Origin of the sequence: Chryseobacterium sp. AG363 (assembly GCF_003610675.1) — a bacterium.
In the GTDB taxonomy this organism is placed as follows: domain Bacteria; phylum Bacteroidota; class Bacteroidia; order Flavobacteriales; family Weeksellaceae; genus Chryseobacterium; species Chryseobacterium cucumeris.
Map to the genome: position 1 here is coordinate 157,060 of NZ_RAQF01000008.1, position 25,273 is coordinate 182,332.

Here is a 25,273-nt window from a genome sequence, read left to right on the forward strand (position 1 = left end):
TTAAACCTTAAACTTTGAATCTTAAACCTCATTATTTCTCCTTCATGTGTAAAATTATTTTTTATCTAAAAATGGAGAGATAATTTAAAACACTGTATTAATGGATGTTATCGTGTGGTGTGTAAATCCATTGTCGTAGAATTACGACATTAAATCGTAGAACTACTACAAAATCTCAGATTTATAGGGAAAAGTTTTTTTTAGCGGAAAAGAGCCTCTATATTTGCTAACACAATCACCACATCACAAAATATTACTAACGATTAAATTTACTAATCATGGCAGAAAGAAATTCAAGAGGAATCTTAAAATTCAATAATGGAGAAGGGCAGAAGCTGTTAAAAATGAATTACAGCGTTTCCAGATCTACAGATGTTTCAGGACGTGTAGCATCAGATCCTTCCAACGCATTAATCAAGGTTACAGTAGAAGCTACTGAAAAATCAGATATCCTTGAAAGCTTGCTGAACGGTAAATATAAGCCGACTGTAGGAGAGATTACTTTTAACAAATCTCACGAAGAAGGAACATTGATTACACTGAAATGGCAGAATGGATATGTAATCCAGCATCAGGTAGATTTCGATGCTATCGACAGCAACAGTATGCTGATCAGCTTCGTAATCAGTGCTGAAACAATAGATTATGGTACTTCTCAATATGCTGGGCTATGGCCATCCAGCTAAATACTGACACACATTATCAACATTCATAAGAAGAAAGACTGTCCCTATTTAAGACGGTCTTTTTTTGCCTGAATAAAAAAACTATACCTGAGAATTTTATTTTATAACATATTTATATAGTGTCTGTTACATAAATTTTGTTATCTTTAATACCAAACACAAACACAAACACAAACACAAACACAAACACAAAGCATATGAAAACCGAATCAAAGACCAAAGGATCTTCTTTCCGCCCATCTCAGAATGCAGACGGGATATCCGCGAATCATCACGCAGGGATCAACCGGCTGGTTAAATTATCACTGGTTGTAGAAGGTAAAATTATTAAGTACTATAAACATTTCACTCTTAAACAAAAAGCGGGTCACCACCACGAATTCAATCTTATTCTTGCTCACGATGCTTTGGGAGACAGGCAGAGCCATACCCTTGAAGAAGCCAACAAATTTCTGGGAAAACGTCTTACGGCTGTTATTTCCTACAAAGATATTGAAGAGAGTCCGGAAAGGAATTTTGTCGGGGTTATTACCAAAGTAGGATTCAGTCAGGAAAAAATGAGTCTGGGAAATATTGTACTTTCCGGATACAGTCCAACGATCCTGCTGGACGGTGCTCCGCATATCCAGAGCTTTGGCGGCAGCCAGCCTGTTAATATGGGAATCATAGCCAAAGAAGTAATACAACAGGGAATAGATAAAGAACGGTTTGATATAAGAGTCGATACCAATGATTATTCCCAGATCATTTACAGCAGCCAGTATAACGAAACCCATTATAATTATCTGTCGAGAATGGCAGAAGCTTATGGAGAACAATTTTATTATGATGGTGAAGTATTGCATTTTGGAAAACTTCCTCCACAGAATAAGCCTATAAAACTTTTATACGGAAGCAATGCTGATAATATCAGGGTAGAGCTCAAAGCAGCTCATACAAAACCTCAGTATTATGGCTATAACAGCAGTAAACATGAAAAACTGACCTCAGGGGAAACTCCGGTTGATCATTTAGGTGATTTGGCCCGCACAGCATATACTCATAACGATAAAATCTATAAAACTCCGGCACTGCAGGTTGCGCCTATCAAAGCAACAACGCATCTGGATGTGGAGCATTCTCAAAGAAGCGCGTCAGGAAGTGAAGCAGTTAATGTATTTTCGGTTTCCGGATCTACAACCGTTCCTTTTTTGCATCCCGGATGTATTGCGGATATTCATATGAGAAAACCGGACAGCAGTGAAACATCTTATTTTACGAAGGTGATGGTGACAGAAGCCATTCATGAAATTGATACGATCGGACATTATACGGGAACTTTCGAATCCATTGCCGCAGACACGGGTTTTCTGCCCAAACCGGAATTTACGGTACCGGCTGCACAGCCACAGATTGCAACGGTAATTTCCAATACCGATCCGGAAGGGCAGGGAAGAGTTCAGGTAAGATTCGACTGGCAGATGAATGATAACACTCACTTTGTAAGAGTAATGAGCCCTGATGCAGGAGGAACCGATCAGATCACTCAAAATCGTGGTTATGTAGCTATTCCCGAGGTAGGCGATCAGGTGATGGTTAATTTCGTGCACAGTCATCCTGACAGACCATTTGTGATGGGAGGAATGTTCCATGGCGGAATAGGCCTTGGTGGAGGAGCAGACAATCGTGTAAAATCTATACAAACGCGAAGCGGCCACAGAATCGTTTTTACAGAAGACGAAAGCATTATTATTACAGATAAAAGCGGAAATGAAATCCATCTGGATACAACCGGAAGTAATATCAACATTACAGCACCGGAAACCATGACCCTGAACTGTAAGAATATGAACATCAATGTAGGAGAGAATATGACGACAACGGTGGGAAATAACCAAAGTACAAACGTTGGAAATAATATCACAATATCTGCTGGTAATGATATTATAGAAACTGCTACGGGCAATAGAATGGAAATGTCTGATAACCGGACAGAAATGGTGGATAATGATTATACAAGACAGTCTTCAACGTCTGATATTTTTGCAAAAAAAATGACTGCTATAAGTTCAGAAGATGATATTCTTATACAAAGTGCTAAGACTGTACATATGAATAGTGGTGAAAAAGGGACTAATCATTAAAAATTAACGTCTATGGCAATTATAAGAAAAGCTTCGAATATTAAAATTATTACTCAAAATAAGGACGCTGTTTTAGCTGGGAGAATTCACATGAGTACCAGTAAAAAAATGATATTCGATGCAATCGAAGATAATCTGGAGTTCAATAGCGCAAAAAAAATAAAAGCAGATGGCAGGGGTTAGTTATAATACTTGGTTTAAAGTCACGAGAGAAATATTTCCTACCTCTGTAAATTTTGAATGTACAAGAATAGTAGAGTATAACATTAGCTTGAATGAAACAAGAGAAATTAGATTTAAGGTAGGTGGGAAAAATGATGATAAGAAGCGTGATCTGAAATTTGAACTTAATAATTCAAATATATCATTATCTACTTCTTATTGGAGTGTTGAAAATGAATGGGTAATAAAGACAAAAGTGACGGGCAAAAAGCTTGGTGAAACTCTTATTACGGTAAAAGTGGAAGGAAAGACGTTAAATACGATTAAAATAAAATGTGTTGATTATAAAGACGTATTTTCTGAAAAAGATGTGGAAAGATTAGTTGAGGAAAATAAGATTTCTATTTCTCGACATACAGCATGTATAATCGCTGCTGACAAACAATTAGGGAAGTTATTATTGGACAATAAAAACTTTATAACTGAAACTTCAAATAATAAAGCAAATGTTTATAATGCTTATACAAGAATAGATCAAATTAAAGATTATGGTTTTGTTAAGAATTTTCAAATTTTTGAACAAAGTACTTTTAAGGGTGGAGGTAATTACCAACCAAAGGAATATAATACTGGAAAACAAAATGTAATATCAAATTATTTGAAAAATGCAATTGGTAGTAAAATTGGTTATCACGTATTTTATTTTACAATTTTAAATGGTTATCATGTATTGCTGCTTGTTGTAAATGCTTCAAATCCATGTGATATGAAATTTAAAATATATGATCAATTAAGAGATAGAGGAGATTATCAAAATTTTTCTTTGATAGATGATAAGTTGTTAGAGATGAATGTTAATAATTGGTCTGGAGCAGCAAGTTTAACCAGAGATAAAACAGCATCAACAAAATTTGGAATATGGAAAATACAAAAAAAATAGGATATAGTATTTTGTTTTTATTAATTATGCTTTCATGTGATGGACAAAAACAGATCAATTATTATGATACACAATTAAAGGAAATTAATAACAGTAATAATATTAGAAAACTAAAATTAAATCTATATATGTATAATGGTAAAGTGAATATTTCATCAGATTATACTATACAATATGCGGGAACTAATGAAAAGATAATGACAAAAAATAAAGGATTAATTTTACAGGATTCTATCTTTTCTTTAAAAACAAATTCTTTATGGAGTACTGATGCTATTATAAAAACAGCAAGTTATCAGGAAGTGGAAAAGAATATTTTATACAAGGATGTAAATAATATTTATTATAACTCTACTTCGAGAAATAATAATTCTCCATATATAATATTAGATTTAGTGTCTCCAGAAGTCAAATTATTAAGTGGTAATTATATTAGAGATAAAAAGAATATTTATAGCTATGGAGGGATAAATTGTCAGAAATTGGAGGGTGTCCAAATAAATTCATTTAAAACCGAAAAATATATGAATTCAATTAATGGTAAAAGTATTTATTTGGGACTCGATGGTGAAAGTATCTTCCATAATGAAGTCAAATTATCTATTGATGATGTAAAAAATTTGCCTATTCATGAAAAAATAAAAGACTCTCTCCAAAAAGAATATTTTTCTGATAGGTAAGAAGAGTTATTATATAATAATGAAATCTTAAAATATTAATACATGTAAGCTGTTTGTTAATTCTATCCTTCAGGGTTAGATATTTTAAAAAAAATCACACAAAGAAATTACTTAGGATAAGGGCTTAGAAACAAGCAAGTTGGACTTTTACTAATACTTTTATGAACAGATTACTAGAGCATTTAGTTTAGTAATAAGTCTTGATGAAAAAAGAACAGCTGGTATGGTAAGGTATTTAAAAGCTAACAATATGAATTGCTATAAAAATGGAAAACTTATTAAATCAACACATCAAGGGATTTTTAACAACCATCGTTAAGGTTTTCTTACAATTATTATTAATAACTACTGTAGCTTGTACAAAAATGAATGAACAAACATTTAAAGTATTTGGAAAAGAAGATATATTGAAGAATACTAAAATTAATATCATAAAGATAGATGATAGAGGAGCAAAAACTGAAAATACATTATTGTTTTTAGGAAAAGAATATGACATAAATGCAGAAACGGAAGCAGGTGCTACCTATGAACTTTATGTTTCTTATAAAGATTCATTAGTTAATATATTGAAATTTGAAAATGTAATGAGAAATGCAAATGAACATATTAATCATATTTATTTGAATGAAGAAAATAATAGCATAAACGTTATTTATATCGGAAGAGAATCAGATGTGGTTAAGCATCATGGATTTATGAAAACATTGATGCCAAAAAACGATTTTTATAAAGCTAATAATATTTCAGATGATAAAACGATAGAAAAGTATAACCAGCTTTTTTTGATGAAGTTAAGTAGCTCTTAAATTATGAAATTAAAAGTTTTTTTTTACTGTTATACCTTTATTTTTCCCAATGTAAAAAAACAATAACCTATAAAAAATATTGTGAATAAAATAATAATATTAGTTGGGTTGGGTCTTTTTACTCAATTTCAATCTCAGGAATTACAAAAGACAATGATCCCTAAAATTAGTAACAGATTTGAAAAGTTTGATAAAGACAAATTTAGTAAATCAGCAAAAAAAGAAACTGATGTTGTAAGAGAGTTTCTGCCCAATGGAAACTATATTGAAATGAGTATGGCAAACTCTGGTAAATATTATACCGAATCATATAAAGATTCCTATTTTATGATATCTAAATCTTATTACACCAGTGGAAATATAAAAGATAAAGGTATCATGTTTAATGTTCCTTGGGGAGCTCCTTTTCAAAAAGGAATTTGGTATGGTTTTGATGAAAATGGAAAGCTGATTAAAGAGATTGATTATGATAAGCCTTACAAATATACATTTGAAGATATTTTAAAATTCTGTGAAAAAGAAGCTATTCCCATTACAAAAGGTCCGGTATTACAAAGTATAGGTTTTCATACTATAATTTCAAGAAGAATAGAAAATGAAAAACCTATTTGGGAAATAGAATGGTTAAAGAAGTCGAATCGTGTTGAAAATATAATTTTGGATGGTATTTCCGGTAAAGTAATTTCAAGAAGAGAGTCAGAATTTATAAACAATTGATTTTTTAGTTATGAACTAACAGTGGGAATTACATTTGAATGTCATTAACATATACACTGTATTATTGAAAAAAAATCAATGTGCAAGAAGAATATTATGAATAAAATAATAATATTAGCTGGGTTAGTTTTCTTTACTCAATTTCAATCGCAGGAATTACAAAAGACAATGATTCCAAAAATTACTAATGAATTTGAAAAGATTACTATACAGAATTCTAAGAAAAAAGATGATGACAGATGTATTGAAACTCCAGAAGGACGAAATGAAATCTTTTCTACTTCTGAAGGTGGATATAAATTAAGTATTTACTATGAGAATTCTTTTTATAAATCAGATAAATTCTATTATAAAAATGGGTACATAAAAAATAAATCATTGGCATTTAACACGGGCTCACCCGTCGGAATATTATATCATTTTGATAAATCAGGTAAGCTTACTAAGGAAGAATATACAGATGAAGGATATAGTTTTACTCCTGAAAAGGTAGTGAAGTATTGTGAAAAGAATAAAATCGCGCTTCCGAAAGGATATCATGATTCTGGGTTTTATACCCGGGTTAGAAAGGATGTTCTTGATGGTAAAAAAGTTTGGGTAATAGAATAGCTTATCCCGGATGGAGATATTCAAAAAGTTGTTTTAGATGGTCAATCAGGTACAGAACTTGAGAAAAAAGTGGTTCCGTTTGTGAGCCGTTAATAGGTTAATCTTTTTTCTATTTTGGCCGGAAAGAGATCCAGAAAAGTAATATGTCACCATCAGAACTACGATTAAAAACAAAAAGCACCGTTGTTACTTCTCTAATTGAAGAATTAACTATCTTTATATCGTTTAGAATAAAATAGCTAATTTTAGCTGCACAAAAAGAATAAGTTTTAATTCTTTGAAAAAAGAGATGAAAAATATACTTTAAAATCATCAAATCGTAAGCACAACAGAACGCCAATATATTAATATAAGAAAATTATAAATGGGAGTACTAGTAACCAACGAAACAGTAAAGCAACTATTTCACATTGCTCAGTCGATAGCGAAGGAAAATTATAATGGAACTTATGGTGGCCCGCACATCCTGCAGGCTTTAATGCATAAAGATATCGGACTTAATGAATTCCTGAAAAGCATAGATAAAGATCCGGGCTATTTCTATGAATGGGCAGATGTCCGTATCGAAGAATATCCGAAAACCAGCCATCTTCCCGATGAAGTAGGACAGGATGATGCAGTGGATACCCTTATTGAAGAAGCTGATGATATCCGTTTAAAATTAGGATTGGATGAGATTACTCCTATCTGTATCCTGACAGCCATTGTAAAACCACAGGTTGTATTCTCTCTTCAGCAGTTAAAGTCACTTCCGTTGAGAGAACATGAGATCTTTAATCTATACAGAAAAGATACTCCGTTTACCGTTTCAGAAGATGGGAACTTCTCATCATTATTTTCAAATGGTTCAGACTATTCAGACTCTTCCTTTCCTTCCATTAAAAGCTATTGTGTAGACAGAACGGCGCAGGCAAGAAAAGGAGAAATAGAAAATATCATCGGCAGGGACAAAGAACTCAGAATGCTGGTGGAAATCCTTTGCCGAAGAAGCAAACCGAATGTGATCATCATCGGGGAGCCAGGAGTAGGAAAAACAGCTTTGGTAGAAGGCTTTGCTACAGAAATTATTAAAGGAAATGTTCCTGAAATGCTTAAAAACGGTACCCTTTTAGAACTGGACACCGGAGCATTATTAGCCGGAACTTCTTATAAAGGGGAAATTGAAGACCGCCTGAAAAAAGTCATCAATGAATGTAAGAAAATTGAAAAAGCCATTCTTTTCATTGATGAAATCCACACCCTTTTAGATCCGAAAGGAAGCATCGGAAACGTTGCCAATCTCTTGAAACCTGAGCTTGCCAGAGGCGAAATTACTGTAATCGGAGCTACTACGCAGGAAGAATACAGAAAAATTATAGAGCCGGAACAGGCTTTCAACCGTCGTTTTGAGGTGTTAACCGTTCTTGAACCGGATGAGAAAACATGCGTCAAAATGATCGATGTACTCCTTGAAGGATACAAAAAGCACCACGGTATTGAAGTGGAAAAAACAGCCCTTCCGGAATGTGTACGTCTGGCAAAAAGATATGCAAAAGGTAAAAAATTACCGGATGCCGCTATTGACTTATTAGACAGAACAATGGCAGCCATCAAAATGCTTGATGAACTTTCCGAAAAAGAACTTGAAAGCTGGAAAGAAAGTTATGATGCGATTTTGAAGGAAGAATATGCCGACAGCAAAGATAAAGCGGATGAACTGATCTGGACGTATAACCTGCTGAGAGATAAAATAAGCCCGATTCTCTGGGGATCACTTAGTGAGCAGCCTTCCATCGACAACTCTATGCCGGTAGATCAGATTCAGAAAATCATTGAAGATACTTATGCTGAGCTTTTACAGCATGCTGCCAAGAAAAGAGAAAAAGTAGACAGGTTGGAGCTGGCAGCTGTAATGGCCGCTAAAACCAATATTCCAATCGGGAAAATTCAGGCTCAGGAAAAAGAAAAACTCCTGAATATGGAATCCCTTCTATTGAACAGAGTAGTAGGGCAGGATCACGCACTAAAAATCCTTTCCGATGCTATTGTTGAAAACCGAAGCGGATTGAACAAACCGGGACAGCCTATCGGATCGTTCTTCCTTCTTGGACCTACCGGAACTGGTAAAACAGAGCTGGCAAAATCAATGGCAGAATTACTTTTCAACGATGAAAAGGCAATGGTACGCTTTGATATGTCGGAATTTAAAGAAGAACATTCCGCAGCGTTGCTATACGGAGCGCCTCCGGGATATGTAGGATATGAAGAAGGAGGAATGCTTGTTAATAAAATCAGACAACAGCCATATACCGTTGTGTTATTTGATGAGATTGAAAAAGCCCACCATTCTGTTTTTGATGTATTCCTTCAGATTATGGACGAAGGGAAAGTTCATGATAAATTAGGTAAAGAAGGAGATTTCAGCAATGCATTGATCCTGTTTACCTCCAATATCGGAAGTGAAGAAATTGTAAAACAGTTTGAAGAAGGAAAAATTCCGGAATCATCTTCACTCATGCAGATTATGTCAAACTCCGGACGATTCAGACCTGAGTTCCTGGCAAGAATTACAGAAATTATTCCTTTTGCACCGATCACAGAATCTATTGCAGAAAGAATATTTAATATTCAGCTGAAATCACTTCATACTTCATTAACAAGATTGGGAATTGCTTTGAAAATTACCGATGAAGCTGTGAAAAACCTTGCATTAGGAGGGTTTAGCAGTAAGTATGGTGCAAGACAGATCTCAGGGGTCATCCGTGCTCAGCTTGCAAGACCAATCTCTAAAATGATTGTGAGAGAAGAAGTGAAATCCGGCCAGACTATTCATGTAGATTGGAATAAAGACGAAGAAAAATTAAGCTGGAAAGTAGATTAAGTATAAAGTAAAAAGGCCAATTTGTTACCCACTTTTGCCTTTTAGCTTATAAATAAAATTAAAATGAAAACAATTGTCAGAAATATCTTTACAGGTTTTCTATTATTAGGATCCGTTATCATGATCAACGGACAGTTTCTTGCCGCTTCCGATACCTCTGAAAGCAGTGTGAAAAAGTATAAAGGTATCATTAATGCCAATAAGGATCTTGTAGAATTTATTGAACAATTACTCCTTCAGAAAGGCCTTCCCAAGCATTTGAGAAATCTGGCCCTGATTGAATCCCATTTTGACAGAAATATTACCTCAGGTGCCGGAGCAGTAGGAATCTGGCAGTTTATGACTGCACATGCCAACCAATACGGGCTTACAGAGCAAGGACGTACTGACATTTATAAAAGTACTAAAACCGCTACCATTTCCTTAAGTAATCTTTATAAAAAGTACAATAATTGGGTGACCGTGGTTGCAGCCTATAATTGTGGTGAAGGAAATATTGCCAAAGCAATGGAAGCTGCTGGCTCTACTCAATATCATGTGTTTTATAAATACCTTCCGGGAGAAACCATTAATCATGTGAAGAAATATCTTAATGCATGCTATGCAACAGGAGAACTTCAGAGTGTATTAAATAATTATAATTCTGCAAGGCTCAACAAGATTTTCTTTGAGGGAGATCGTAAAGAAACTGCTGCAGCGCTTTCAGAAACAGAGATCAATGCCGGATTCAATCTGAACGTTGTTGCTGCAGAATTGAACGTAGAAGTAGACAAAATCCTTGCCTGGAATCCGGGAATCGTAGAAGAACTCCATAAAAAAGGAGAAAGTCCATTCTATCTTCCTGTGGATCTGATGCCTGATTTTCTGCTGAGAAAAAACAAAATATTGGTTCGTTCCATAAAAGAAGGTGGAAAGACTCAACAGTAAAATAATATCCGATAACAATAAAAAAGCAACCCATAAAACGGTTGCTTTTTTATTGGATAATCTGTTAAAAACATCCTAATATTTTATTAAGAAAATCTTAATATTTCTCACTGATGTGGAAAATTATTGTTTTTGTTGTTAATTTTCAATCAATTAAAACCTTTTATTGATAGGCTTTTGGTTGGTGTTCTTAAATCAATTGTCGTAGAATTACTACAAGAAATCGTAGAACTACTACAAATTTTCAGATTTATATTCAAAAGTTTTTTTTAGCGAAAAAGAGCCTCTATATTTGCTAACACAATCACCAAATCACAAAATATTACTAACGATTAAATTTACTAATCATGGCCGAAAGAAATTCAAGAGGAATCTTAAAATTCAACAACGGAGAAGGACAGAAGCTGTTAAAAATGAATTACAGTGTTTCCAGATCTACAGACGTTTCAGGACGTGTAGCATCAGATCCTTCTAATGCATTGATCAAAGTAACAGTAGAAGCTACTGAAAAATCAGACATCCTTGAAAGCTTGTTAAACGGTAAATACAAGCCAACAGTAGGGGAAATCACTTTCAACAAATCTCACGAAGAGGGAACACTGATTACTTTGAAATGGGAAAACGGATACGTAATCCAGCACGAAGTAGATTTCGACGCAATAGACAGCAACAGTATGCTCATCAGCTTCGTAATCAGCGCTGAAACCATTGACTACGGTACTTCTCAGTACGCAGGATTATGGCCTTCAGCAGGTAAATAAGCCTATTCATCATCTTAGTAAAAATAAAATTGGTACAGAACAGTACGCTCATTCGGGTATACTGTTCTGTTTTTCCGTTTAAAAGAATTTCGAAAATCATTTTTCAAAAGGAAAATGATAGATGCACAAATGATTTATCAATCTCACACTTTCTATGCTGTAAGTATCAGCAGTTTATTTACGATTTAACTTAAATACAAAACGCTATGTTTCAGGATGGTAAAAAAATTAAAGTAGCAAACCCGAAAAACGAGATAAACGCGGGCAAACAACAGTTGAAAAATACAGTGCAGGAGAATGTTACCAAAAAAGCAGAAGGAAAATTGAATAAGGCAGATGAAAAAGTAAAAAAGGTAGCAAAAGCAGGACAGCAAAGTTTAAATATTGCTCAAGGTGCTGATATGTTTATGAACCAGACTTTTGTACCGAACAATCCTTCTATTGTTGATAATAAAGTGTGGGCGAAACAGCCAACTTCAAAAATACACAATGCTGAAGCTATTGCTCAAAGTTTTATTGCAGGAATCAATCGTGTGGTAAAGCTGGATGTGGTTATTGAAGGACAAATTATCAAACATTTTAAGCATTTCAAACTTACCCAGAGTGCTGCAAAACATCATGAATTCAACCTGATGTTGGCTCATGATGCCCTTGGCAATGCAGAAAATCACAATCTTGAAGAGGCCCAAAGCTTTTTAGGAAAAAGAATTACTGTTGTATTTAAATATAAAGATATAGAAAAAGGCGCTGAACGTAATTTTGTAGGAGTCATTACAGAAGTAGGTTTCAGCCAGGAAAAGGGAAGCCTTGGAAATATCGTTCTTAAAGGTTTTAGCCCGACAGTACTTTTAGATGCGGCTCCCCATATTCAGAGTTTTGGAGGTGGACAGCCTGTCAGCCTGAATAGTATTGCCGACCAGGTGATCCGTGAAGGGCTGGGACAAAATAAATTCGACTTCAGAATAGATGCTCAGCACGGAAATGTGGCCTACAGTTCACAATACGAAGAAACTCATTATAATTATCTTGCGAGAATAGCTGAGGCTTATGGTGAGCAGTTTTATTATGATGGTGAAGTATTACATTTTGGAAAACTTCCACCTCAGGAAAAACCTGTTAAACTTACCTATGGAAGCAGCGTAAGTGATATTGCTGTCAAAATGAAGGCACAGCATGTCAACCCTACATTTTATGGCTATAACAGCAGTAAAAATGAAAAACTGACCACTGGAAGTTCGAAAATTAGCCATACTTCAGATATTGCAAGAAGAGCCTACGAAATATCTGAAAAGATCTTCACCACACCTTCTTTGAGAGTAGCCCCAATAAAAGCAACCTCTTTTATGGACATTGATGCCTCACAGAAAGGAACAGCAGGAAGTAAAGCCTCGGAAGTATTTATTACATCGGGGACAACTACTTTTCCGTTTTTATATCCGGGATGTACAGCAGATATTGAAATGCGGAAATCTTCAACAAATGAAACTTCCTATTTTACCAAGCTGATGATTATCGAAGTAACCCATGAAGTAGATGCAAGAGGTTACTACGACGGTAAATTTGAAGCAATTGCCGCAGACACAGGTTTTATACCACGGCCTGAATTCGAAACTCCGAGAGCTGAGGCTCAGTTTGCAAAAGTAATTTCCAATACAGATCCTATGAATCAGGGAAGAGTTCAGGTACAGTTTGACTGGCAAAACGGGCCGGACAGTACAGAATTTATCCGTGTAATGTCTCCGGATGCAGGAAGCAGTGATAAAGTCAATAAAAATAGAGGCTTTATGTCAGTTCCTGAAGTTGGAGACCAGGTAATTGTCAATTTTGTACATCAGCACCCTGACCGTCCTTTCGTAATGGGAGGAATGTTTCATGGTAGTATAGGAGCCGGTGGCGGAGCTGGAAATAATATAATGAGCTTTAGCGGTAGAAGTGGTGCAGAATTAAAGTATGATAACGGAGCCGGATCGATGAATCTTAAAGATCAGGGTGGTGCAAATATGTTTTTTGACGGATCCGGAAATGTTATACATAATGCCAATAACAACAGCACTAAAACTGTTGGTAATGATAAAACAGATAAGATTGGAAACAATAAAAAACTGGAAGTAGGCTGCGATCATATTTCAGACGTAGGCAATACCCATAAAGTCTCAGTAGGTAAAGACCAGAGTGTATTTACAATGGATAATGCCGGAGTGATTGATTTAACCGGAGCCCAGAAAATTACCATTAAAGTAGGTAACAGTGAGATTATCATTACCGGAACGAAGGTTTCTATTAAAAGTGATGAAATCGACATCAACGGAGGCGGTGCAACAGCTAATTTTAAAGGCTTGACAAAAATAACAGGATCACAGGTAGATATCAATTAACAGAATGGATTTTATAAAATACGAGATTAAAAAAGGAGATACCCTGGAATCTCTTGCAGAGAAACAAGGGACATCGGTTAAAGAACTGATCAATTTTCATAACCTCTATTGTGGAACCACAAATTTTATTATTGGAGAAAAACTGCCTATTCATCTGCAATATCTTTTTTTAGAAAAGAAAACAGGTGAAGAAATCAATAAGGCAATAGAAGACAGGAAATTTCCCCAAAAAGCAAGATACAGATGCGAACAGTTCAATACTACAAAGGTTGAAGATAGAATCACATTTCATTGCAATACCAAAAAAGAATATGTTGTTGAAAAAGATGCAGCCAATACTAAAGCTAAAGTGAAGCTTAAGGAATATTTATATAAAATAAATCCCGAAAATATGGCTCTTGCTATAGAAGCTGTCAAAGAACTGGAATTTGATAAAGAAGATGTAATTTTCAATTTAAATGATGACCATACCATAAAAGGAGTAGAAAATTTTCCCCAGATAAAAGAAAAATGGGAACTTTTTAAACCCAAATTAAAAGCTTCGGAATTTTACAGACAGGTGGAGAAAATTAACTCCAAAGCTGCTGAAGATATCATCAAAGGTGGCGGACTGGAATTTGAGAACGAAGCCAATCTGAGAAAAACCTATGACAAGTGTCTTCTTTATCATGTCTTGTTTAATGATTTTGATGCCCGTAAAAAGAGAAAACAAAATGATGTTTTAAAGTTTATTTCACAGATATTTGTCAATGTTCCTATTGAACTGGAATTGCAGCATACCATTATAAAAGAAGATGACTACTTTATAGAATTCAGAACTGTGGGGACACTTTTAAAAGATAAAATAGATAATGCTGTGCTGGAAGAACAATACAACAAATTCTACAAACCTATTATTGAATATGGTTTCAGTGAATATAATTATGATTATAGAATCAGAAGAATGGTCGATAAAAAAACAGGAACTATCATCAATGCATCAGCATTAATGAAAGAAGAAGTAAAAAATAATTATCAGTTTGTTACCCAGTTTGATCTAAAACAAATTGAATATTAAAAGTAATTTTTAAGTATGGCCGAAAATAAAGTGTTTACATTCAATAACGTTTTGCCTTATCATATTGCCAGAACACTTCTGGTTATTATCCCATGCCTGGTTTTCTATGGAGCATTGTATTATGTTCTCTTCAAAGGAGTATTCAGACTTTCTTTCGTTATGTTTTTTTTCCTTTTTTATTTTGGAAGCTGTTATCTGATCCTGAAAGCAATTTCTGTGAAGTTGAAAATCTGGTTTGATGAAAACTATTTTTATATACAGAAGGGAAACCAGACTCCTGAAAAATATTCCAAGACAGATATTGAAGGATTTTATGCTTATGATTATGAAACCAAAGCACCGTCATTGCAAAGCTCAAAAATATACTTCAGATTCCGCTTGAAAAATAAGACAGACATTTACTTAAATGATGTTGAATACAAAAACAAATACGAAGAAGAGAAAGGAAACGAACTTAAAAAATTTCTGATATCAGCTCAGAAAGAACTCCATTTTTCAAAAACAGAAAAGAAAAGTCTTCAGAATGTTTATTGGTATTCACAATATAATTAAGACATATAAACTCTGAAAATTTAAAAGACAAATTCACTATTTACAGGATGTGTTAATCAATAAAATGTAACATTATGAGTGCTTCCTATATACCCAAAGATGTTTACACAGTGTGTACATTTCAAACCGATTCAGAACCAAGACAATTAATTCCTACAAGAGAACCCATTACTGTTTTCTATGGATCTGATAAAACCCGGCCCTTATTAACAAAAGAAGATCGAAATATCAATAAAGAATTTCCCTGTAAAAGTCCTAAAAATGCCATGTGGGGATTTCTTTGCTTTGGAGCAGGCCTTATTGTTGGTGCACTGCTTGTGTTATCCGGACCTATTGGCTGGGCTGCATTAGCCGTGGGAGTTGGTGTTCTGGCATGTGGAGCAGCAGCAGCATATCATGCAACAAAAATAAACCACTTATGTACTGAATCTTTAGGAAAAGGAAACTGGAAAATTGAACATGAAAAAGTAAAATTTGATCAATTTATGGCCATCACCCAGAACTCTATACTGGTTTGTGATACCGGAGGACTATTAAGCCCCATATTCAGCTATTCTGTGGCCAAGAAATACGCACAGCAGATCGAGAGTAATAATGGAAAGGAAATTGTTCTCAATGCCGCTGCTTCTTTCTTCGGAGGAGCTGGGATCGTTATTGCAGGAGTAGAAATGGGAATCGGTAAGACGCTATTGTGGATGGGTGGAACCATGGCAGTAATGAACGAAGGAAGTTACTGGGAAAGAGAAATCATCAGAAGCAACTCATTGGAAGATAATAGCCATTATCAGGATATGAATAAAGAAGCAGATGAAAATAGCAGAGTTCCCGGATACCTAAAGGATTTTCCAAAAAATGTGACGGGCATAACTCCTTCAGATCTTGCCAGCCCGGATATTCTGGAACTTAATGAAAAAGGAGGATTGGCAAGCAGAGACGGTAAAACCCCTATTTTCTTTAACGGAAAATGGTATGTCCAGGATTGGCAAAAAAACCTGATTGAAATAAAACAAGGGACAGCTTTATCTAAAGATTTGACAGCTTTAGAAGGTGTAGATTCCCGTGAAGTATGGAAAACATCTGAAGGAAAGGCTATTGTAGAAAATATCCGTAACGGCAAATATTCAGAATCTCTGGTTGCCACAGCAAAAGACGGCTTAGGAAGAGTACGTCCCCGAAACTTACCGAATTTAGCCAAAGAACTTCCCAGCATAAAAATGCAGAATATCAAAAATATTGGTAAACTTGGCGTAAAAGGTGGTGGATTCATCGGTTTCTTTTTCCCATTTATCGCTACGTATTTTTCTGAAGACTCAAGAAGAATATTAGCTAATGCAATGGCGGAAGATGCCGGAAACGGAATACATGTAATAGCAAATGATGCCTAGACTCAACCCAATTTTTTGATTTTTAAAAGATAAAATAACCAGACCTGTATAAGGTCTTTTTTTATGTATATAAGTGAATTTTATGTATATTATTTCTCTTAATGGTGTAATAAGTTGATGTTTGTTAAAGATTTTTAATTATTTTTAAAATATTTATTTACAGTGTATTGTGCTTTGTTTTAAATCTAATATCGTAGAATTACGACACGAAATCGTAGAACTACTACATCAAATCGTACAATTACGACACTTTTTCAGATTTCCCTTCAATTGCTTTTTTATCAAACCCAAGGAGGCTATCTTTGTTATATAATTATTGAATTACAATTTATTACTAACGATTAAAATTTACAATCATGGCAGAAAGAAATTCAAGAGGAATCTTAAAATTCAACAACGGTGAAGGGCAGAAACTGTTAAAAATGAACTACAGTGTATCAAGATCTACAGACGTATCAGGACGTGTAGCATCAGATCCTTCCAATGCATTAATCAAGGTGACAGTAGAAGCTACTGAAAAGTCAGACATCCTTGAAAGCTTACTAAACGGTAAATACAAGCCGACAGTAGGAGAGATCACTTTCAACAAATCTCACGAAGAAGGAACACTGATCACTTTGAAATGGGAGAACGGATACGTAATCCAGCACGAAGTAGATTTCGATGCAGTAGACAGCAACAGTATGCTGATCAGCTTCGTAGTAAGTGCTGAAACCATTGATTACGGTACTTCTCAGTACGCAGGACTGTGGCCTTCTTCAGGTAAATAATCCCATAAACTTAAATAAAAAAAGGAACAGTGTACCTTCGGGTATGCTGTTTTGTTTTTTTAACCCCATCTCGAACCCTCGAACCCGAATTTCCATTCCCGAAACCCTTCAACGGGCTGCCAGTTTTTACTCCTATTTTCTTATATTTGTTCATTATTCAAAATATGGACGCAACACAAGATAAAAGGCTGTTTCTCATCGATGCTTATGCGATGATTTTCAGAGGATATTACGCATTAATCAGGAATCCGAGACTTACCAGCAAAGGTCTGGATACTTCTGCCATCTTTGGTTTTACCAATTCTTTGATCGAATTGATCAGAAGAGAAAAACCAACACACCTAGCAGTAGTTTTTGATGTTGGACAGGCCAGTGTAAGAACTGATGATTTCTCAGAATATAAAGCCAACAGAAGCGAAACTCCCGAAGCAATCAAAATTGCGATTCCATATATTCACAAAATTCTGGAAGCAATGCACATCCCGATTCTTGGGGTGGAAGGATATGAAGCCGATGATGTCATTGGAACTATCGCATGCAAAGCAGAAAAAGAAGGATATACCACTTTCATGGTGACGCCGGATAAAGATTTTGCACAGCTGGTTACCGATAAAATTAAAATTTATAAGCCAGGTTTAAAAGGCGGTGACATTGAAATTTTAGGAGTAGAAGAAGTAAAGGCAAAATATGAGATTGATGATCCTAAGCAGGTGATTGATTTCCTTGCTATGATGGGAGATGCAGTAGATAATATCCCTGGATTAGAAGGGGTAGGAGAAAAAACGGCTATGAAATTCCTGAAAGAATTCGGCAGCATTGAAAATTTATTAGCCAATACGGATAAACTGAAAGGAAAACTGAAAGAAAAAGTAGAAGCTTCCGCAGAACGTGGTATTATGTCTAAAAAACTGGCAACCATTATTTGTGACGCTCCTGTAGAATTTCATCAGGAACAATATGACCTTGAAACTCCTGATTTTGAAAAAGTAAAAGAAGTCTTTGATGAAATAGAATTCAGAAGGTTATACGAAAACTTATACAGGGCTTTTGCTCCTGCAGCTGTAGAAACAGTGGTTGTAAGTGAAGTAGAAGTAAAGCAGACTCCGGCCGGAACCGAAGTAAAAGGGCAGGTGATGCAGCTTGACCTTTTTGCCAATTTTGAAGAACTGGAACAGGCTACTTCTACAAAGTCAACGATTGAGAATAATGATCACCTTTATCAGTTTATCAATAATCCGAAAGCTCAGAAAAAACTGGTAGACAACCTGCTGCAGCAGAAAGTAGTATGTTTCGATACGGAAACGACATCATTAAACGAACTGGAAGCAGAACTGGTAGGAATGAGCTTCTCTTATAAAAAAGGACTTGCCTACTACATTCCTCTCTCTGAAAACAGAGAAGAAGTGTTACAAACCCTGGAGATTTTCAGACCGTTTTTCGAAAAAGAAGACCTGCTTAAAATTGCTCACAATCTAAAATACGATTATAAAGTTTTAAAACAATACGATATCACCGTTAAAGGGGCTATGTTCGATACCATGATTGCCCACTACCTGCTGAATCCGGATGGAAGACACGGGATGGATTACCTTTCAGAAGTATATCTGAACTATAAACCGGTATCCATTGAAACCATCATCGGAAAAAAAGGGAAAAAACAGGGGAATTTCAGAGATGCTGATCTGAGAACGCAGACAGACTACGCGGCGGAAGATGCAGACATCACTTTCCAACTGTATGAACTTTTCGCACCACAGCTGAAAAAAGAAAACCTAGAAGAGCTTTTCTTTAATATTGAAATGCCTCTGATGGAAGTACTTGCAAAAATGGAACTTTCAGGGATTTCTTTGGATGAAAAATGGTTGGCACAGGAAAGTGTTGACCTTGAAAATGATCTGAAACAGCTGGAAACAAAGATTTTTGAACTTTCAGAAGAAGAATTCAATATGAATTCCCCTAAACAGTTGGGAGAAATTCTTTTTGAAAAATTACAGCTGGATCCCAAAGCCAAAAAAACAAAGACAGGACAATATGCAACCTCAGAAGATGTTCTTCAAAAATTAAGTTCAAAACATGAAATCATCAAGCATATCCTGGAATACAGAACCTATCAGAAATTAAAATCAACTTATGTGGATGCATTGCCTTCACAGATTGAGAAAAAAGATAACAGAGTACATACCAACTTCTCACAGACTACAGCTGCTACAGGCCGTTTGGCGAGTGTAAACCCTAACCTGCAGAATATTCCGATCCGAACGGTAAGGGGCCAGCAGATCCGTGGAGCATTTGTTTCCGGAGAAGGGAAGAAGATTATTTCTGCCGATTACTCTCAGATTGAACTTCGTTTGATTGCTGAGATTTCCGGAGAGGATAATATGATCAAAGCTTTTCAGGATGGAGAAGATATCCACGCTTCTACCGCTGCAAAACTCTTTAAAATTCCTTTGGCTGAGGTATCCAAAACCCAGAGAAGTCAGGCTAAAACCGTAAACTTTGGAATTATCTATGGACAAGGAGCTTTTGCTTTGGCAGAACAAACCGGGTTATCCCGTACAGAAGCCAAACAGATGATCGAAGCTTACTTCGAAACCTATCCGAAACTTAAGGAGTACATGGCTGAGCAGGTGAACAAAGCACGCCAGGTAGGATATGTTGAAACTATTTTAGGAAGAAAACGTCATTTGAAAGATATTAATTCCAATAATTTTGTGGTAAGAGGTCATGCAGAAAGAAATGCTGTAAACGCACCAGTTCAGGGAAGTGCAGCAGATGTTGTAAAGCTTGCCATGATTAAAATAGACAGAGAACTTGAAGAGCAACAGCTTAAAACAAAGATGCTGCTTCAGGTACATGACGAATTGGTGTTCGAATCTCCGGTAGATGAGATTGATACAGCCTCAAAACTAATCAAAACTGAAATGGAAAGTGCCCTGAAAACACAGGTTCCGCTATTGGTAGAAATTGGAGTAGGAGATAACTGGTTAGAAGCACATTAATCAATACTGTAAATCATACTTTAAATAAAAAACTTCCGTCTTTTAGGCGGGAGTTTTATTTTGTTAGAACTGGACAGCTTACTCCTGTTCTACAGAATTGTAAACATTGGTGACAACATCATCAGGAGAAACATTTTCAAATAAAAATCTTTCTTTTTTTACCTGTACTTTTTTAGTTTCTGATGGCATTTCTTCTTCCATGGTATTTACCGTTTCCAGTATTACTTTACCTTTCATAGGCTCATAATAGAGGGCAGAGTGGGAACCCGCACCCATATTATACGTTTCAATATAGCTAAGAATCAGGTTGTCATTCACATATTTGAATTTACTGAACTGATTACCATAAGGTCCGATATCATAGAGATTGATATTCAATGTTCCTTTTTCAATACTGATGTCTTCAGGATCGTGCATTTTATAACCAGATTCATTGTATTCATCGGGAAAAACGGTTTCAGAACTTTTAAATAACCGGTATGTTTTGTCAGGATTCTTTAGAAGGACTATCATAGTTCTCTGTGCTAAAGTGTCGTCTTTTTTTCTAAGAACCAAAGCTTTATCAGGGACTCCGTCATGGTTGAGATCACCTTCGGTTTCGTATTGAATTTCATATTGACTGGATACAAAATCTGAGACTTGTTTTCCTGCTGTCGACTGTTCCTTCTCAACTGGTGCCGTATCCTTTTTTATAATGCCCGAAGAATTTTTCGGAGCCTGGGTTTTGGTTTTGTTACATGAATAAGCAATTAAAGAAGCAAAAAGTAAAGTAGAAATGATTTTTTTCAATGGTTTTTGTTTTTAAGATACAAATCTAGCTTTTATTTCCTGATAATGTAAAATTACAACACACAAACATCCCAGTACGATAACAGGTAGAAAGGAAAGTGAAATTGTATATTGGATTTCCGAATTGAAATCGTAAGTACTCCAGGAAGATTCCCTGTCTACAAATAGGGTGTAGTTCCAAAATAACCAGACAAAGATCAGGAATAGGAACTCGACTGAAGCCTTGAAGAAAATCTTTTTAACAAAGAAAAGCAGAGAAAAGACAATTGATAAGAACCCACCGGCTATAAGGGATATATACACCGCATCTTCAAAAAATGAACAGTCTATACAGCCGCTTGAAACACGTTCTGAAAGGGTTCCCATTGACCAGTAAAATTGTAAGAATGTAACCACTGAAATAAAGATGGTACTAATGAACCATCTCTTCAGAAAAGAGTAGAACTGATTAAGTTTGAATTCTTTCATGATGTTCAAATGTCTGAATTATTTTATCATTCTTACAATAGCTAAATCATCTGTGGGTTTTACTCCGTACTGATGTTCCAACCGCTTTAGTTTCCTGTTAAGCATTTCTTCAGTGTCGATATTCTGACGGTCTATCATTAAATATTCAGCAAAATTGATCATTTGTTCAGAATTCGTTTTTTTAATTTTTGAAAAGCTCAAAATACCATCAGTAGCAATGGAAACATCATCTAGACAATCAAAAAATAATTTCTGAGACTGATGAGAATACCATTCTTCAAAGTCTTCATAAAGATGATAAGCTAAATAATCCGGTTTATTATTACGGTCAAATTCTGTGATATTTCCATTGATACAGACAACTCCGTCACCAATGGTTAGGATGAATCCTTCGTCCTTTGTGATGTCATAAACCATGATTATAAGAGTAGATAACAACTCTTTTTCGTCCAGCATCAGATGATTTTTTACAAATTTAAGTTCGTTGAATAAACCTTTTATGATTTCTTTGAGCTCTTCTTCCGGACTTTGCTGGCTGGCTTTTTCATATAATGCCTTGTAACCGTTTTCAATAATGATTTTACGTAAAATCTTTCCAGTAAGTGTTGACGCAAAATGACTGTCCATAGCTGTAGAGCATCCATCCATCACAGCACACAAAATCTTATCAGAACAGATTTTTTTGATGAGGAGATCATCTTCACAATGGTTAACATGATAATCTCCGATTTGTAGGGCAGAATATAAATTCATCAGCTGCAAAAATACTTCTATTTTTTTGATGGATAATCGTAAACTTACTTCAAACCATCGATCTCCTTTTGCATCTTATCTTCCCAACCTTTTCCATTTCTTTTTTCAAGATAGGGATTCACTATTTCTGTGTATTTCTTTTGCGCTTTTAGATCTATAGGATCAATAATGCAGCCCGTATTCGTATAAATGACACCATATTTCTTTCGGATGTCACGGATTTTGCTTAGCGTTGATTTATTATAAGAAGGAATTGAAAAACCTCCGGCATAAGATAGCGTAACCTGATCATTCTGTATGTCTTTTTGGGCTTGCAGACCATATTCAGTTTCTTTTTCTGAAAGTTCTTTTTGTTTTTTTATCAGTTCAGTTCCAAATGAGATGATGAAGAAAAGAAGAATAATAGAATTGAGAATAGGGTAAATCCTTAAAAACTTAGCCTTGAAGCTTAAATTTTTAATTGATAAATTACTCACCAGATACGTTATAAGAGCTGTAACAGCTAATATAGCCGGGAAATATTCAAATCCGGATTCTTTTAGAGAATACCGGAAATTGAATTCCAAAGGATAATTAAGAAAATAATATCCGGAAATATAGGCCACTGCCAGCAGCAGTATGATCGTAAGATTAATGATAATAAGATTTCTGTTCATGATGATAGTTTACAGATTAAATCATCACTTTTTATGCCATTTCAGAATCTTATTAATAACAAGTAACTCCATTCTTAATGAAGTTACTTGTTATTAATGATAGTATTAAATATCGTATTCTATTTCTCCCACATAATGCAGTGAAAAATCATCATTTTCTACAGAAACCGGATTAGGAATCACAAATCTTGTGGCGAAAATAATGGCATTTACAGGCGTATCCAGACTAAGTTCGTTTAATTTATTTTCCAGGATCGGAAGCCATTGGTCCGCATAAGAATACTCTGCAAACTTATCGTAAAGGCTAAGGCTTTCATCCTCAAAACCATATTCTATAAAATCATCATCAAACCATTTGATGTTTTGTGATTCTGCAAACTTGGAAACATACTGATCATCAGTTTCTTCCTCTATATAGTAGTTTTCATCCTCTTCTATAAAGCTATAAAAATCTTCTTCATTCTTGAAATATCCTAACCAGAAGTGTGAAATTTCTTTATCCATAATTGTATATAAGTATTATTTTTTTTGATTTTTTAATAAGTGACATTTTTCCGCATTGATGAATATCCCTTTTATACAAGAAAATTTCCGCAATTAAAATGTAACATTGCAAAAGTTTTTCATGCAATAAATTTTTTGAGGCAGCAACGCAAAATCTCCTCAGCAAAGATAGTTCCTTAATAGTATTTATTGTAAATTTATTCTCTGTTTAAATTGTAAAAGATGGATTTTCTTCAGGACCACTATATTATTAAAAATGAATTGCTGCTGATCCTTATTTCAGTTATTCTAGGATTGTTTATTGGTGCTGAACGTGAATACCGTAATAAGTCGGCCGGCCTCAGGACCTTTATTCTCGTTTGTTTTGGTGCCTGTCTGTTTACCATACTTTCTATAAAAATAGGCGTGGCCAATCCGGATCGTCTGGCAGCTAATATCATTACAGGAATCGGATTTCTGGGAGCAGGGGTTATTTTCAAAGGAGATAATAAAATTGAAGGAATTACCACAGCCACCACTATCTGGGCAACTGCTTCTATTGGAATGGCTGTAGGTTCCGGCTATGTTTATATTGCATTGTTGGGAACTACGTTGGTATTACTTATTTTAAGTGCCCTGACTTATCTCCAGAATTTTATTGATAATTATAATAAAGTAAGGGAATACAAAATCGCTGTAACAGACTCTCAGGATATTAAATATTGTGAAAATATATTCAAAGAAAATCACTTAAGATATCAAATGCTTAAACAGCAGTATTCTCAGGAAAGCTTTACCATTATATGGAGGCTTACCGGAAAAAATAGCCATCATGAGGAAGTTATCGGACGTCTGGTGAATGATCCGAAAATTAAAGCGTATCAGTTTTAGACCGAAAGAGAGCAAAAAAATAAAGGCCTGAGCCTTTATTTTTATTTTTTCTTGAATACATAAAGATTCTTGTTCGGACCATCGATCTCTTTTCCTTCCATATCCAGCTGGATCAGCATATTCTCACCCACTTTATATTTGTAGTTGGCAGATTTCCCTTTTAAAGTAATAATACTTCCAGTAGCATCCCAGGAGAAAGATCCCTTATCCTGGTTCTTTGAATTTCTGTCAAGATATTCTTCAGTAATACTGAATGTTTTATCATCATTCAATGTCAAAGAAGTCTTTATTCCCGGGCAGTCTGCACAAGGAACTGTTGCTTCATAAGTACCTGCCCAGTCCAGAGCATTTTCAGAAGTGTCACCAGCTGCTGTAGGAGTTGCTTTAGTGATACTGTCCGTAGCAGTAGGTTGTACAGCCGTTGTAGAATCTGTAGTAGCTGTTGTTTCAGTGGTTTCTTTTTTAGAACATGAAGCAAGGAATAGAACAGATACCATTCCCAACATGAGCATTTTACTTTTCATCATAATAATTAATTTAAGGATGTTTTTTATAATGATATACTTCCAATCAACAAAAACTGAGCCAGAGGGAAGGGATAGAATGTTTGAATGAATAGTGAATAGTCAATTCGCTTCGCTTGTCAATTTTTAATGAATTTACTTATTGTTTGATTATAAAAATTCACCATTCACTTGCGAAGCAAATTCACCATTGACGATTCAACTTTTGAATGCATTGTGAATAGTGAATAGCCAATTCGCTCCGCTTGTCAATTTTTAATGAATTTACTTATTGTTTGATTATAAAAATTCACCATT

The 25,273-nt window shown here is 35.1% G+C and carries 24 protein-coding genes; 18 read left to right on the forward strand and 6 right to left on the reverse strand.

All coding sequences use genetic code 11. The annotated features are described in order from the left end of the window. Positions 1-278: 278 nt before the first annotated feature. The 17 genes from tssD (DEU39_RS23470) to polA all read left to right on the forward strand — a co-directional run bounded on the left by tssD (DEU39_RS23470) (position 279) and on the right by polA (position 20,412). Positions 279-686 (forward strand): type VI secretion system tube protein TssD, encoded by a 408-nt coding sequence (gene tssD / locus DEU39_RS23470; RefSeq protein WP_062675339.1) that lies wholly within the window; start codon positions 279-281, stop codon positions 684-686. Between the two features lie 197 nt (positions 687-883). Then, positions 884-2,809 carry a type VI secretion system Vgr family protein gene (locus DEU39_RS23475; protein WP_120233581.1) on the forward strand — a complete coding sequence of 642 codons (1,926 nt, stop codon included), beginning with the start codon at positions 884-886 and terminating at the stop codon, positions 2,807-2,809. Positions 2,810-2,821: 12 nt separating this feature from the next. After that, the gene (locus DEU39_RS24595) at positions 2,822-2,992 is read left to right on the forward strand and encodes a hypothetical protein (protein WP_157885782.1); all 171 of its coding nucleotides are present in this window, start codon (positions 2,822-2,824) and stop codon (positions 2,990-2,992) included. Further along, a complete protein-coding gene (locus DEU39_RS23480) occupies positions 2,979-3,911 on the forward strand; it encodes a hypothetical protein (RefSeq protein WP_062675337.1) in 933 nt (310 codons plus the stop codon). The genes DEU39_RS24595 and DEU39_RS23480 overlap by 14 nt, the downstream gene beginning before the upstream one ends. Continuing rightward, positions 3,890-4,591: a DKNYY domain-containing protein gene (locus tag DEU39_RS23485; RefSeq protein WP_120233560.1), complete on the forward strand. Its 702-nt coding sequence runs from the start codon at positions 3,890-3,892 to the stop codon at positions 4,589-4,591. The genes DEU39_RS23480 and DEU39_RS23485 overlap by 22 nt, the downstream gene beginning before the upstream one ends. 266 nt (positions 4,592-4,857) lie before the next feature. Next, positions 4,858-5,400, forward strand: a complete 543-nt coding sequence (locus DEU39_RS23490) for a hypothetical protein (protein WP_120233561.1) — start codon at positions 4,858-4,860, stop codon at positions 5,398-5,400. A gap of 81 nt (positions 5,401-5,481) precedes the next feature. Then, the gene (locus DEU39_RS23495) at positions 5,482-6,117 is read left to right on the forward strand and encodes a PepSY domain-containing protein (protein ID WP_147367643.1); all 636 of its coding nucleotides are present in this window, start codon (positions 5,482-5,484) and stop codon (positions 6,115-6,117) included. A gap of 96 nt (positions 6,118-6,213) precedes the next feature. Further along, entirely contained in the window at positions 6,214-6,726 is a 513-nt protein-coding gene (locus tag DEU39_RS23500; RefSeq protein ID WP_120233563.1) for a hypothetical protein, read from the forward strand. A gap of 364 nt (positions 6,727-7,090) precedes the next feature. Continuing rightward, positions 7,091-9,586: an ATP-dependent Clp protease ATP-binding subunit gene (locus DEU39_RS23505; protein WP_120233564.1), complete on the forward strand. Its 2,496-nt coding sequence runs from the start codon at positions 7,091-7,093 to the stop codon at positions 9,584-9,586. Positions 9,587-9,649: 63 nt separating this feature from the next. Continuing rightward, on the forward strand, positions 9,650-10,513 hold the full coding sequence (locus DEU39_RS23510; RefSeq protein WP_120233565.1) for a lytic transglycosylase domain-containing protein: 864 nt from the start codon (positions 9,650-9,652) through the stop codon (positions 10,511-10,513). Between the two features lie 347 nt (positions 10,514-10,860). Continuing rightward, on the forward strand, positions 10,861-11,274 hold the full coding sequence (tssD, locus tag DEU39_RS23515) for a type VI secretion system tube protein TssD (protein WP_062675331.1): 414 nt from the start codon (positions 10,861-10,863) through the stop codon (positions 11,272-11,274). A gap of 206 nt (positions 11,275-11,480) precedes the next feature. Then, positions 11,481-13,649, forward strand: a complete 2,169-nt coding sequence (locus DEU39_RS23520) for a type VI secretion system Vgr family protein (protein ID WP_120233566.1) — start codon at positions 11,481-11,483, stop codon at positions 13,647-13,649. 4 nt (positions 13,650-13,653) lie between these two features. Then, positions 13,654-14,706 carry a LysM peptidoglycan-binding domain-containing protein gene (locus DEU39_RS23525; protein ID WP_120233567.1) on the forward strand — a complete coding sequence of 351 codons (1,053 nt, stop codon included), beginning with the start codon at positions 13,654-13,656 and terminating at the stop codon, positions 14,704-14,706. A 15-nt stretch (positions 14,707-14,721) separates the two neighbouring features. Continuing rightward, the gene (locus DEU39_RS23530; RefSeq protein ID WP_062675329.1) at positions 14,722-15,258 is read left to right on the forward strand and encodes a hypothetical protein; all 537 of its coding nucleotides are present in this window, start codon (positions 14,722-14,724) and stop codon (positions 15,256-15,258) included. 74 nt (positions 15,259-15,332) lie between these two features. After that, positions 15,333-16,643 (forward strand): hypothetical protein, encoded by a 1,311-nt coding sequence (locus DEU39_RS23535; RefSeq protein ID WP_062675328.1) that lies wholly within the window; start codon positions 15,333-15,335, stop codon positions 16,641-16,643. 356 nt (positions 16,644-16,999) lie between these two features. After that, positions 17,000-17,413 (forward strand): type VI secretion system tube protein TssD, encoded by a 414-nt coding sequence (gene tssD / locus DEU39_RS23540; protein ID WP_062675327.1) that lies wholly within the window; start codon positions 17,000-17,002, stop codon positions 17,411-17,413. Positions 17,414-17,577: 164 nt separating this feature from the next. Then, positions 17,578-20,412 carry a DNA polymerase I gene (gene polA, locus DEU39_RS23545; protein ID WP_120233568.1) on the forward strand — a complete coding sequence of 945 codons (2,835 nt, stop codon included), beginning with the start codon at positions 17,578-17,580 and terminating at the stop codon, positions 20,410-20,412. A 78-nt stretch (positions 20,413-20,490) separates the two neighbouring features. Here polA and DEU39_RS23550 read toward each other — a convergent pair whose 3' ends face one another. From DEU39_RS23550 to DEU39_RS23570, 5 genes are all read right to left on the reverse strand, one after another. Next, a complete protein-coding gene (locus DEU39_RS23550; RefSeq protein ID WP_120233569.1) occupies positions 20,491-21,201 on the reverse strand; it encodes a hypothetical protein in 711 nt (236 codons plus the stop codon). 12 nt (positions 21,202-21,213) lie between these two features. Further along, a complete protein-coding gene (locus DEU39_RS23555; protein WP_228436891.1) occupies positions 21,214-21,669 on the reverse strand; it encodes a hypothetical protein in 456 nt (151 codons plus the stop codon). A gap of 18 nt (positions 21,670-21,687) precedes the next feature. Further along, complete coding sequence (locus DEU39_RS23560) at positions 21,688-22,422, reverse strand: protein phosphatase 2C domain-containing protein (protein ID WP_120233570.1); 735 nt, start codon at positions 22,420-22,422, stop codon at positions 21,688-21,690. Between the two features lie 44 nt (positions 22,423-22,466). Continuing rightward, complete coding sequence (locus DEU39_RS23565; RefSeq protein ID WP_120233571.1) at positions 22,467-23,078, reverse strand: hypothetical protein; 612 nt, start codon at positions 23,076-23,078, stop codon at positions 22,467-22,469. A gap of 105 nt (positions 23,079-23,183) precedes the next feature. Next, a complete protein-coding gene (locus DEU39_RS23570; protein ID WP_120233572.1) occupies positions 23,184-23,582 on the reverse strand; it encodes an immunity 22 family protein in 399 nt (132 codons plus the stop codon). A 222-nt stretch (positions 23,583-23,804) separates the two neighbouring features. On the opposite strand from DEU39_RS23570, the gene DEU39_RS23575 reads away from it, so the two are divergent. Then, positions 23,805-24,452: an MgtC/SapB family protein gene (locus tag DEU39_RS23575; protein WP_120233573.1), complete on the forward strand. Its 648-nt coding sequence runs from the start codon at positions 23,805-23,807 to the stop codon at positions 24,450-24,452. A 41-nt stretch (positions 24,453-24,493) separates the two neighbouring features. Here the strand turns inward: DEU39_RS23575 and DEU39_RS23580 are convergent, their stop codons facing one another. Next, a complete protein-coding gene (locus DEU39_RS23580; RefSeq protein ID WP_228436893.1) occupies positions 24,494-24,979 on the reverse strand; it encodes a copper resistance protein NlpE in 486 nt (161 codons plus the stop codon). Positions 24,980-25,273 lie beyond the last annotated feature (294 nt).